This is a genomic window from Hahella sp. NS-SX17 (assembly GCF_057367735.1).
Genome location: NZ_CM170632.1, coordinates 2,153,782 through 2,165,226 on the forward strand (window position 1 = coordinate 2,153,782; position 11,445 = coordinate 2,165,226).

Below are 11,445 nucleotides of genomic sequence, written 5' to 3' on the forward strand. Positions count from 1 at the left end.
AGGCCAACGGTTATTCGTAGGTTACAGTCCGAGCAAGGTGCCTAGCATCGGGTTGATGTGCAGGGTCATGTCCAGTCTAGACTTATCCTGACGTCGACGACGCTCGCGATCCAGCGGCTGATAATACTGGTGGTCGGCCTGAAGCAAATTGAGGTAGTGGATAGTGTGATCCACATTCTCTTGCCACATCAGGTTGTTGGGGTTCTGGCTATAGGCTGCGTTGAGGTAGACGAACTTAATGTGCTGGTAGCGACTGGCCAACGCCACATGCACCTGTTTTTGCCCATTCTGATCTGCAACTTGGCTGGCGATATCACGGATCTGGCGGATCTTGTTATAGCTCTTCTCTAGGGTATTTTCTGCTCGCGTCAAGTCGTCCAGCTTAGTTGCCCAGCGCTTGACGTCAACACAGACCAGATCATCACCCACTTCGATGAAGCGGTCAAAGAACTCGTACACCAGCGGTTCCAGATGTTCAAAGACTTGCGTGTCATTGAGGGGGTTCACTCCGTAATGAGCCAGCACCCTGTCAAACAGATATTCACCAACGTTGCCTTTGAGTAGCGGTACTAGCTTAGGGTGTGGTACCAACTGGGCAAACGCCGTTTTCTGGATATCGGCACATTCTCGCATCAAATCGCCCACTAGGTTTCCAGGTGTGAAGTCGACGTCTTTGCTGTACTGTGGAAATATAGTCAGTTCAGGGCGGTATTCACGAGCCCCGCCAGCGAAGTCGGACAAGGCTGAGTAATCTGAGTGAGCCAGCCCATCTGGGCCGCGCTTATGACACAGCAGGATAGGCTGGTTGCCCTGGTGACGTGAGATGAATAGATTGTTATGGATGGCCTGCATCTGACGGTCGGCGGCATATAGGGGATGCGCCTGCAACTTCTCAAGCCAACGCTCTGGGTTGGCGAAAGAATCACGATCACGGAACAGGTTGCACAGATCCAGGTATTCAAAGCTGCCTTCGCGCACACGTCTGATCCAGCCAGCCTTCAATACACGTTTGTGGACATTGTCTATGCGACGACCGTTGTCCAATACTGACTGTTCAAAAGTACGGCGCATTTCTGAACTGTCGAAAGAGTGGTTCTGGCTAAGATCTTCACAGAACTCCTTGAGACGGTAGTTGAGCAGGGACATGCTTTCCAACACAACCTTGTTACCAGCATCCTCGTTCAATCCAGCAAACTGGAACGCCACGTTGTGCATCACATCGCTGGGCAGGAATATCTCGGTGTTTAGCAGGGTGTCACGGCGCTCGACCCGCCCCACTGCCTGGACAATTACCTTGAACAAACTCATTCCATGCTCTGCCATCAGTAAGCGATAGTTGTCTCCTTGCGCAAAGTTGACACTGAAGTCGGCCATCCTGTGATTGGCGATGTCATCGGCTAGATGTTTTAGCACGCTGACATAGTTGGGCAGTGTGTTGAGATTGGCGCCGTTGCCCATTACTTCACTGTAGAACGACGAGTTGATCAGCACCAAGCGCTGGAAATCAGCGTCTAGGCGTGGCGCGTTTACATCATTGATGTCGCCATTGTGGTATTTGACGAAATAGTTGAGTCCAGTACCTGCGCTGTTGTAGGTGCTCATGAACACCAGCACGCTGCTGTCGTTTTGGATATAAGTTTCCTGTTTGATGTCCTCGACATTGGCCAGTGACGAATCAAAGAAGACCAGACGGATGGTGTGTCGCCCCTGAAAAGGAGTAAAGGTTAAGAGCTGGTGATGCTGTTTCTCATACTTACTGTCGCACTTGGAGCTCATGCCATACTGCTTACGCCAAGTGGTCTGATGCTGGCGGTAGGCGCGGATAAATGCGTTTTTGAAGCCGCCGGAGAGCGACAGGATCAGGCTGTTTTTGCCTTCGTAAGCAGCGAGTAGCAATGCCTCCAGCTCTCGGCAGTGCTGGCGCTTTTTGTAAGGGTTGCTTAGAGCGTATTCCAGTGGCTCACGTAGCGCGTTGAAGAAGTCGGCGTATACCGTCCTGAAGGTCTTACAGAGCTTATAAGTATCGGTTAGTGCCGGCAGCTCAGCATCAAAGACCTTGAAGTGAGCGTTACGGATGCGGGCGCGTAATTCACGAAGCCCCTTGAGCATGCTGATGTCCGATGGCTGGCGTTCGACCAAGCGGTAGCCCAGATCGAGGGCGTAACGCTGTAGAAAATGACGGCTGAAGTTGCCGTTTTTGGTGTGGCTGAAGCCACTGGTAGCACTTAGACCGATTATCTTATTTTCAGTGCCTGTCAGTATGCGCAGTAGCATAGCTTCAGGTAGCTCTTTCACCAAATCCATCTCGAATGCTAGGATCACGGTGCGCTCTGCACCTTTGTTGACGTAATTCAACTCGGCCACCGGGGTCATGGTGAACACGGTTTTCGGCTGTAAGTAGGTATAGAAATGGTCAATCAGCAAATTTTCATCGGTTGTTCGGTCAAAGATGTGTCGTACTTCACCAGCGACGTTGTTGGCTGCGTCGACAAACAGTCCTAGTGGAGTGTTCTGGCTACTTGCGTTATCTTGGCCGCCGTTTTTCACCCAGCGCTTGAAGTGGCGGTTGGTGATCTGAGCGCAGGCAGCCAGGATAGCTGAGACCAGTTGGAACAGATCGTGCAAAGTGGGACTAGTGTCGCAGGTGTCTCCCTCGACCTCGTAATATAACTCAGTGCGGGTGACGTCGCCTTCTCTGTTACGCATGCGGATGCGCTTGAGCCCTTCTTCGTTGACGTACATCTTGGCGTTGAAGCTGAACACGTTACGGGTGATTGAAATGATGCGCTCCGCGGCATCACCGTTGACCTCAAACGCTCCCAATTGGTCACGAAACATTTCCAGAATCGAACCCAGGGTCGTACCAAATGACAGCTCGCACTTATCGGCTAGCAGCATACGCAGGGTGGCAATGAACTTGACCTTCTCCTGCTCGAACGTAGTTTGCTCTTCGTGAGGTTTCCCTCGGCGCTCCAAGCTGAGAACCGCGTTGTAAATGCGCCCGGTGACTGATAACACATGTGCCAAGTTGTTTTCCTGCTTTACCAGTGGGACATGACAGCTTTCTTCTAGGCGGGTATAGGCTTCGTGCAGTTCGTCAACCACCACGCTGAAACGGATGTTGTTGTGGCGGAAAGGGCAGTCCGGATTTTGCCTGAAGTGTTCGTCGCGAAGGTAGTCTACCTGCGCTGCATGGCTTTTAGCTGCCACGGTGCTGATCTGTGGCTCTTCTGGCTTCATCTTGCCACCAATCAGCAGGTCGAAGCCCACTGACTCAAAGAGCATTCCTTCATCCCGTTTGCGTGCTGTCAAACGATAGGTCGAGGTGTCGAATTTGTTGGTAGTCATCAGTAATACCGAAGGGCGGAGCTGACATACCTCGAACGGAAGTACCTGTTTGATCAGCTCGAAGTAGACCTCGTGTGTGCTCATTTTCGGTACCTTCTTGCCCTCTGCCTGAGCCAGTGCGGTTTTGCGCAAGCGATCGCGGCGTGCCTGAATCCCTCGCTCAACGTAGTGGCGGATCGGGTTTTCAGAACTATTGACTTCGAACAGCGCCTTACAGGCGGACTCGATAGTGGAACGAAGATTGTTGCGGCAGTTTTTGAGCTGCTCTTCCGCCACCTCCTTATCGTGGATTGCGTCCAATGTGTTTAAGGCTGAAAGGCGCTCTATCTGCTCTTCACAACGGTCGATTTGGTTCATCAAGTAGTTGAGGGAGCGCATCGCGGATTTGATGTAAGTGCTTGTTTTACCACCCTCACACCACAGGTTATAGCGCTCACGGTTCTTCTGTCCAGACGCCCAGTCCACGAAGTCGAGATCTGCGATATCCTTGCGTGCCAGGACACAGATGAACTCACCGCCGGCGGCCAGGATCTTGTCTTTTTGTTTGCGTTCGAGGTCGATTTGTGACTTCTGTGGTGACATGAACAGCAGGTTGGTGAAGCCGTCCTCCGGGAACAGGTAGTCTGGCGCTTGGGTTTCAGCAAAACGTTGTATGTACTCAACGTATCCCTGGATCACGCCGTAGCTTTTGCCGAATCCGGTGCCATCGGAGCTGAAGATCACCTCTGCGCCGTCGCGCTCATGCACGTGGTACAGCTGTGAGGCTCGGGCGCGACAGGTGTTAATGTCCTCAACGAGCTTGGCGGCTGGAGTCTGCTTTGTGATTAGGTCGCTTAGACCGTCGTTGGCAGGTGCAGCTTTGGCTCGCTCATACTGCCGGCATCGGTTGATAACCAACAGGTTGCGCTCAATGAGTACCTTTTCCACTTGCATTGGCTCCAAAAACAAAGTTGCAGAAATCTCATTGATGGAATCAGACAGTGGCTGATGCGGATCGCTCATGGAAAAGTGATGCAATACCGAGAGCGTTGTTTCTGGGTTCAGCGCTCGCTTGAGCGTGGGCAGTGTGACGCTGTAGTCATACAACGCTAGGTCGTCAGCAAGCAGGCAGCTAAAACGTTGCTGATTGGGATCTCCCATTGGACGACTAGCCAACTTCAATATCTTGGCTTCCTTTAGGCGAAAAAGCAGCGCCGCAACATTGCGATGTGGCGAATTGAAGTCGGCGTGTAGTTGCTTACTAAAGGTCATGCCAGCATCTAGCCAACTGAGTTTGACCAGCACTGGAAAGTACAGGCGTATCAGAGTCAGGAGTTTACTATCTTCTTCGAGCGTCCATCTCATAATGATTGTGCGTAATTCTGATTCTTTTAAAGCATACTAAGAAAACTATTTTGTTATGTAAACGTTTGATTAAAAAGTTATTTCACTCGACGTCGGATTCCTTTACAGCAAACCTCCTACAATCAGTCTATCTTTTGGGTATATACACCCAGAAGACAGGCATCATGTGAGTAAAATTTTACTTTAGCAATTTGGTATGAATCTTTATCACGTAATATTTGTACTCAAATAAACTAAATGATGAATCTAGGGAGAGTCTGAATAAACCTCGAACACTGCTGTAATTAAAGCTCTCGACGAAAGTTATCGAATAAAACCATATAGTAGGGTCAAGTTCCTATGGCTGGTATGAGGCTCTTATTAGACTTGGCTCGCCTTAGTCCTGCATTTTAAGCCAAGGGAGTTATAGGCAGACGGATGTTTAAGATCCAAATCGCGGACGCGTCCGAGTTGGAGGAGCTACTGACGGCTGAGCAGTACCTGACGATAGTCGAAAATGGGGAAAGCGACAAAGGTGCGCGTTTTTTTACCGTCTTTGTGGAGAAGGGGCGTCAAGCCAACCTTCCGCCCCCATTTTCTTTAAGACGGCCTCCAGCTTCGGAATCAGCGCTTTGTGCCTCTTGTGGAGATATAGATAACCGGAGAAACTCTCCAATATGCCTGCCTTACGGATGGGCGCCGCCACAAACTCGTTCCCACCCAGCAAGGGATCGACAATGAACTCCAGGTCCACGTACAGGTCCGACCTGTCCGCCAACAGGCGTCGGAGTCCCAGATGAGTGTCGACCACATATTCTATCTTTTGAGGGAGCGACACCTGAGGCAGCATGGTCTCGCATCGTTGAACGCCAATGCGGCAATCCACCCGATAGGGGAATTTTTTCAGGCTCAGCCATCCATTCACGCCAATCATAGAGTCGGTGGTATAGGCCAGGAATCTCTGCGGCCACAAGGGAATGTCCACCCGGATAAGGTTGGGGTGGGCGTTTCCATAATTGGCCGCGCGATCCGGCACGCCGTCCACGAAGCCGGAGTTCGCCAGCACTCCGCATCTTTTCGAGGGAAAGCTCCGCAATTCGAACTCCAATCCCAGGCGCCTGAACGCCTCGGAGTAAAAGTGCGAATAAACGTCCCAGCGGGGTGTGGCTTGAACCCTGGGGGAGGACGCCAGCACGATTTTTTCACCTGCGGACGCAACATGGGAAAAACAGAAAAGCGCAATGACAAGAGGCAGTGTATGCGACCGCATTACCCACAGAGTATAAACCTGATTTTGATCAGCTTTCTTTTTCATGTCCGGGAAAAGCTCTTTCCTGGCGCTCAAGGCTTTCATTCAGCATAGTCGCGAAATAACGATCCGTCATGGCGGAAGCGTTGGGCGTCACCCTAACCTGCCGAGATAACGAGGGTTAAAGCACAGCCTCAGGAGCTATTCCGCTGGTCTCACGATAAATACCCTTGAATAGTTCACGTCCCCCACCTCATTTTAATGCTATTCTGAATAGCTGGCGATCATGCGGCAATCCCCAGCTTCGTTTGTCTACAGATCGAGCGTCGCAGTGGTTCCACGGTTTCCAGGACGCTTCGTCCAATGAGCCGAATCGGGAAATCACGATTATTGCGAGGTCTCACCCATGAGCAAAATACCCGCCGAACTCAAATACACAAACTGTTCTGGTTCATTAGGAAATTCCCGGGTTGGTAAGTTGCTGATAGTTTTAGATAATAGTTGGTTAATTATAGCGTTTGCAGATTGTAGGCGGAAAGCTCTCCTAGGGTGTGTTGACGTTTCACATCGGCAGCCATAAATACCCACAAGCCATGGCGACCATACTTTCATAGTTCCTCTTCAACCTGTCATACCTCGTCACGATGGCCCGGTACTACTTGAGTCGGGCGAAGGCGTTCTCCACCCAATGGCGATACTTGTATAAACCCCAATCCATATTGTCATTACCTTTGATAGAGTTTCGTTTTCTCGGTATCACGGCCCTGGCCCCCTTCCTTTCGATCTGTTCCCGTGTCGTAGCCTTTGTCTCCGACAACCGCTTCTGGCAAGGGAAGCTTTTCCATCAACTCTGCCGCTGCCGTACAGTCATTGACTTCGTCTCCTGTGATCTCAAATTCCACTGGAAGACCATAGGCATCCACGGCCAGATGCACTCTCGTCGTATTCCCGCCTGACCTTACCAATCGCCTGAGGCTCTTCCGTACAAGCTCCTGCGCTGTGCTGATGGGCCTTCACATAGCTGCCATCAATGAACTCCTACTCCAAATCCGGCTCGCGGATCAAGCTCCGGAAGATCCTCAACCACTTGCCTTGGGCAGACCAGGAATTGAATTTTTTGAACACCGAATTCCAGTCGCCAAACTGCCCTGGCAAGTCTCGCCAGGGACACCCCGTCCGCATTCGGTACAACATGCCTTCCACCATCATTCGTAGTGTGGGCTTGTTATAGATTCGCTATTGCAGCATGATCTCTTTCAGCTTCGGCCAAAGCTCGTCACTGAGCATCAATCGGGGCATCGCAAACTCGTCTTGTTGTTGGTGTGGGAACCGCAATATGACGAGTTTGCACCTATCTATCACCTATAACGAAACGTCAACACGTCCTAGGGAGCCTCTGAAAAACGTTGGAGAGACTGCCAGTGAAAGGAAAAAACCGGTGAAAAAGCGCAGTTTATCGTGAATAAATGAGTATTTTGAGCTGACTTTTGACGCCGCAATGGCGGCCGCAGATAGTTTTTCAGAGGTTCCTTAGCATAGGTTGCTTGCGACTACTCAATCTCAACAAATTATGAGTCGAAATGCGAGTTAATCACCTGAAATAATTAGACCAAAAAAATCTCCCTCGTCATATGACGTGGCCTCTTCCATATACAGAGGCGCGCAATGATCAGAAAGCGAACATTCCTTTAACCAGAGCTGGCGGTAATCTCTCGAGCCACACATTCCTCTGAAAAAGGTGCCTTGATCAAATTGCCACTTTGTAGTATAAGAGCAAAATGAATAATCGTATGCCGAACAGCTTAATATTTCATACTCCTTCGCAGTGGATATTTACTATCTACGTCTTACCCATCTAAGGCGGTTAAGGATCCTGCTTTAACCGCCCTGATAGTCTTTGCTGATACAACCAACTTCGCTCTAGTCAGACATATAAAGCTATATCGTCTGGTGTGGTTGTTTTTTTGTGCTATTTAAATGTTGAACTAATGAGATAGCGATGAACTCAAAACTTGTGAATGTATTATTTACACGAGCACATTCTGGCCTTGGTAGCGTAACACCTGTACTGTCAAAAAAATATTTTTCTATTCACCCATGCCCAATAATTACAACTATGCCGGTGCAAGAAAGCGCGCAGTTAAATCAGCTATTCTCTTGTGTTTCGGATTTTGACTACATTGTCTTCACATCTCAAGCAGCAGCAACTGAAACAATCAACTATCTTGTCAAATTAGGAGTGAATAAGAAGCAACTTGATGGAGTAAAAATATGTGCCATTGGTCCTGCTACCTCGCATAAGCTGAACAATTTGGGGCTAACAGTTAATTGTATGCCAAGGCAATACACAACGCTGGCGTTATCTGAGCTATTTCCCAAATGTCTATTTAAAAAAAGAGTACTTATCCCCAAAGGAAGCAAGTTCCCATCTTATCTCGAAAATGAGCTGATAAAAAAAGGTTATGAGGTGGTGTCACCATATATATATATAAGCGATCCAGGCTATTTTCTTGACCGTCAAGCTGAAGGGCTGCTGTTGTCAAAAAGCGTAGACTGCATGGCATTTACATCGCCGTCTTCAGTTGTGGGCCTTCAATCAATATTAGGCGCTGGCGCATTCGAAAACTTACTGAAGGATACAATTATTGCGGCAATTGGCCCTGTCACACATGCTGCCTGCTCTAATGCAGGATTAATTGTAAAAATACAACCCTTTGACAGTACATTGCAAGCAACAGCTCGATCTATTGCTCGTTATTTTGGACGTTGAAGTAGAGCGGGATACCTATTATTATATGAATAATATGGATTGTTATTTTATAAAATATAGAAATTTCCATAATTAATTTCACACTTAATATTCTGAGTCATTCAATATATTATGCTTTTTAAAAGCAATATTGACACTTTATTATAAAGGATGAATTATGTTGCAAAAACCTAACATTGTCCTATCGGTAATCGATTACAATCGCCTTCATGATCTGCTTGAAAAAGTGCCAATGGCGCCTATAGTTGAAAGACTATTTGACGAATTGGAGAGGGCAGATGTATTAGAACTTAAAAGTATGCCCGCTAATGTTGTAGCGATGCACTCCACCGTTACCTTTACACTACTTCTAACTAATAGAAAGTTTACATATAAGCTTGTGTATCCACATGAAGCTAATGATAGTGGCTCATTGTCTATCCTCACACCAGTCGGTAGTGCATTGATAGGGTTATCTGTCGGTCAAGTAATAGAATGGCCGCTAGATGACAGCACAAGCACCCATGTACATATAGATGGAATCATATAAAAAATACTGATCTAGGGAATCTCTGAATAACTTCCGAAATCAGTCATAATACGGCAGCCCAACTCAGCAGGAGCACTTTTCATGGATCAGATGGCTTTCTCCGAAGCCGAATACCAGATTAAAAAGCGTAAGACCCGCCGGGAAATCTTTCTGGAGCGGATGGATAAGCTGATTCCCTGGGAACGGTTGGAGAAGAAGGTCGCCCGTTGTTATCCCAAGGGCGAGAATGGCCGGCCGCCGTATCCGTTATCCGTCATGCTTCGCGTTCACTGCATGCAACTGTTCTATAACCTCAGCGATCCCGCGATGGAAGATGCGCTGTATGAGATTGAGTCCATGCGTCGCTTTGCTGGTCTGCGCCTGTCAGACCGATTGCCGGATGAAAGCACGATCCTCCATTTTCGTCACCTGCTGGAACGTCACGGTTTAGGCAAGACGCTTTTCAAGGAAGTGAACAAACAACTACAGAAGCAAGGGCTGATGATGCGGGAAGGCAGCATTGTGGACGCGACGATTATTTCCGCCCCGAGCTCCACTAAAAACCAGAGCGGCCAACGCGACCCGGAGATGCGCCTGACCAAAAAGGGGGATGAGTGGCGCTTTGGTATGAAAATGCACATCGGCGTAGACAGTGCCAGAGGACTGATTCACAGCCTTGAGGCGACGGGAGCGAATGTCCATGACATCACAGTTGCGGGCAAATTGCTGCATGGAGAAGAAAACGTCGTGTTTGGCGATGCCGGTTACCAAGGTGTTTATAAACGGGAGGAACACCAGAAGTGGACGGGTGTCTTCTGGCTTATCGCGAGACGTCCAGGCGTGCGCCGCACATTGAGCAAAGACCATCAGAGAATGGAGATGCTTAAAGCGAGCATTCAAGCCAAAGTGGTGCATCCATTCCGCTACATCAAGCAAGTGTTTGATTATGACAAAGTCCGCTATCGAGGCCTGGCGAAGAATAGGAATCGATTATATCTACTGGCGACCTTCAGCAATCATCTTATGGTGTGGAAAGAGCTGCGGATATAGGGCGATAGGCCCACTTCCGCCCTGTGAGGGGCGAAAGATGTTGGAAAAGCCATCTATAGTTGGGTCAAACGTACAATGTTGATGGATATTGGGATAACCATGGGTTATTCAGAGGGTCTCTTAGCTTAGAGAGAGTTTCCAGCTTTAGGTGATTGAAGTCCAATGATAAATAGTATTTTTAAACCAGCTTGGCCGAAATATTTTGACGTGATTGCTCAGTTAGAATGGTCGAAACCATATTCTCACGATGAACTATTCTCTGGCAAGGCAAAGGAAAATGTTTCAGCATATTTTTATTCGATCGTTGCGCAAAGTAAAAGAGCCTGGTGGTCCTATTATATAGGTATGACAATGGACCAAACTGTTTCTGCTCGCAATCAGGCATTGGATCATATTGAAAGGATGGAGCGGTTGAAATCAATTTATCCTCAACTTAACTTTATGGTGACATTAGGAACGCCTTTTTTCTCACAAGGGAAAGCGAAACGAGATGTGATCTATGCTATTGAAGGGTTGCTTATATATGGGAATTGGCACTCGGACATGATGAATGAAAAGAAAATACAGACGTTTAATTCTATTCCACATATATTTATTGAAAATGTAGGCTGGACAGAACATGTTGAGAAAGAATTAGCATTTGGAGTTTTTTACAGCAGTGGAGAGTAGTCTTGTCGAAACTCCCTTGCGCCATTGAAATGCTTGATACTGGATGATCAATTGAAGCTTTTACTTGTTACTCTCAGGCAAAATCAAAGGTGTGATTCGGCGGATGCTCACTTAAGAGATGGCCGGGGAGTCCTTTTTCCGGCCCTCTCTGGATATTCAAGAATGACTGTTTGAGACTATATTTTTGCTTTAGTCTGAAAGGCGGTAAAGTAAAGTTTGAAACGACAATATCAGGTCACATTGGCTGTTTTTTCACTGCAGCTTATTCGTTGAGTCGTAGGTCAGTGGAGTGATTTGTGAGACGTAGCCTTGCTCATCCAAAGTGACCGTGATTGTTCCATCATCCCTACTTGCATTCCAATGGTGGTCGTTCTGCTTCACCTCGAACCCTATTTCCTGAAGAAACGACAGCGCTGGCTCAAGGTGGCGGTGTAAATGATGCTGCAGCGAGAACTGTATCATTCGGCACAATGGATGCAGCGTGAGCCTCGGCAGTGAATCTGGGTGAGAGACTAAAATCAGGACTGT

Annotated in this window: 7 protein-coding genes and 1 pseudogene; 4 read left to right on the plus strand and 4 right to left on the minus strand. The window is 48.2% G+C overall.

Annotated elements, in window-relative coordinates:
• Positions 1 to 21: 21 nt before the first annotated feature.
• The 3 genes and pseudogenes from AC2IBB_RS09815 to AC2IBB_RS09825 all read right to left on the minus strand — a co-directional run bounded on the left by AC2IBB_RS09815 (position 22) and on the right by AC2IBB_RS09825 (position 7,219).
• Positions 22 to 4,692: a hypothetical protein gene (locus AC2IBB_RS09815; RefSeq protein WP_486332695.1), complete on the minus strand. Its 4,671-nt coding sequence runs from the start codon at positions 4,690 to 4,692 to the stop codon at positions 22 to 24.
• 526 nt (positions 4,693 to 5,218) lie between these two features.
• The gene (locus AC2IBB_RS09820) at positions 5,219 to 5,986 is read right to left on the minus strand and encodes a hypothetical protein (RefSeq protein WP_486332696.1); all 768 of its coding nucleotides are present in this window, start codon (positions 5,984 to 5,986) and stop codon (positions 5,219 to 5,221) included.
• Between the two features lie 496 nt (positions 5,987 to 6,482).
• Positions 6,483 to 7,219 (minus strand): annotated as a pseudogene (locus AC2IBB_RS09825) (IS5 family transposase).
• A 700-nt stretch (positions 7,220 to 7,919) separates the two neighbouring features.
• On the opposite strand from AC2IBB_RS09825, the gene AC2IBB_RS09830 reads away from it, so the two are divergent.
• From AC2IBB_RS09830 to AC2IBB_RS09845, 4 genes are all read left to right on the plus strand, one after another.
• Positions 7,920 to 8,690, plus strand: coding sequence for a uroporphyrinogen-III synthase (locus AC2IBB_RS09830; RefSeq protein WP_486332697.1), 771 nt, complete (start codon positions 7,920 to 7,922; stop codon positions 8,688 to 8,690).
• A gap of 157 nt (positions 8,691 to 8,847) precedes the next feature.
• Positions 8,848 to 9,219 carry a nucleoside diphosphate kinase regulator gene (gene rnk / locus AC2IBB_RS09835; protein WP_486332698.1) on the plus strand — a complete coding sequence of 124 codons (372 nt, stop codon included), beginning with the start codon at positions 8,848 to 8,850 and terminating at the stop codon, positions 9,217 to 9,219.
• Positions 9,220 to 9,300: 81 nt separating this feature from the next.
• A complete protein-coding gene (locus AC2IBB_RS09840; protein ID WP_486332699.1) occupies positions 9,301 to 10,248 on the plus strand; it encodes an IS5 family transposase in 948 nt (315 codons plus the stop codon).
• Positions 10,249 to 10,410: 162 nt separating this feature from the next.
• Positions 10,411 to 10,917, plus strand: coding sequence for a hypothetical protein (locus AC2IBB_RS09845; protein ID WP_486332700.1), 507 nt, complete (start codon positions 10,411 to 10,413; stop codon positions 10,915 to 10,917).
• 252 nt (positions 10,918 to 11,169) lie between these two features.
• Here the strand turns inward: AC2IBB_RS09845 and AC2IBB_RS09850 are convergent, their stop codons facing one another.
• A complete protein-coding gene (locus AC2IBB_RS09850; protein WP_486332701.1) occupies positions 11,170 to 11,379 on the minus strand; it encodes a hypothetical protein in 210 nt (69 codons plus the stop codon).
• Positions 11,380 to 11,445 lie beyond the last annotated feature (66 nt).

Excerpts from the sequence above, each read along its gene's own strand:
- AC2IBB_RS09840 (WP_486332699.1), top strand. The coding sequence starts at position 9,301 with ATGGATCAGATGGCTTTCTCCGAAGCCGAATACCAGATTAAAAAGCGT.
- AC2IBB_RS09830 (WP_486332697.1), top strand. The coding sequence starts at position 7,920 with ATGAACTCAAAACTTGTGAATGTATTATTTACACGAGCACATTCTGGC.
- AC2IBB_RS09815 (WP_486332695.1), bottom strand. The coding sequence starts at position 4,692 with ATGAGATGGACGCTCGAAGAAGATAGTAAACTCCTGACTCTGATACGC.
- AC2IBB_RS09850 (WP_486332701.1), bottom strand. The coding sequence starts at position 11,379 with ATGATACAGTTCTCGCTGCAGCATCATTTACACCGCCACCTTGAGCCA.
- rnk (WP_486332698.1), top strand. The coding sequence starts at position 8,848 with ATGTTGCAAAAACCTAACATTGTCCTATCGGTAATCGATTACAATCGC.
- AC2IBB_RS09820 (WP_486332696.1), bottom strand. The coding sequence starts at position 5,986 with ATGAAAAAGAAAGCTGATCAAAATCAGGTTTATACTCTGTGGGTAATG.
- AC2IBB_RS09845 (WP_486332700.1), top strand. The coding sequence starts at position 10,411 with ATGATAAATAGTATTTTTAAACCAGCTTGGCCGAAATATTTTGACGTG.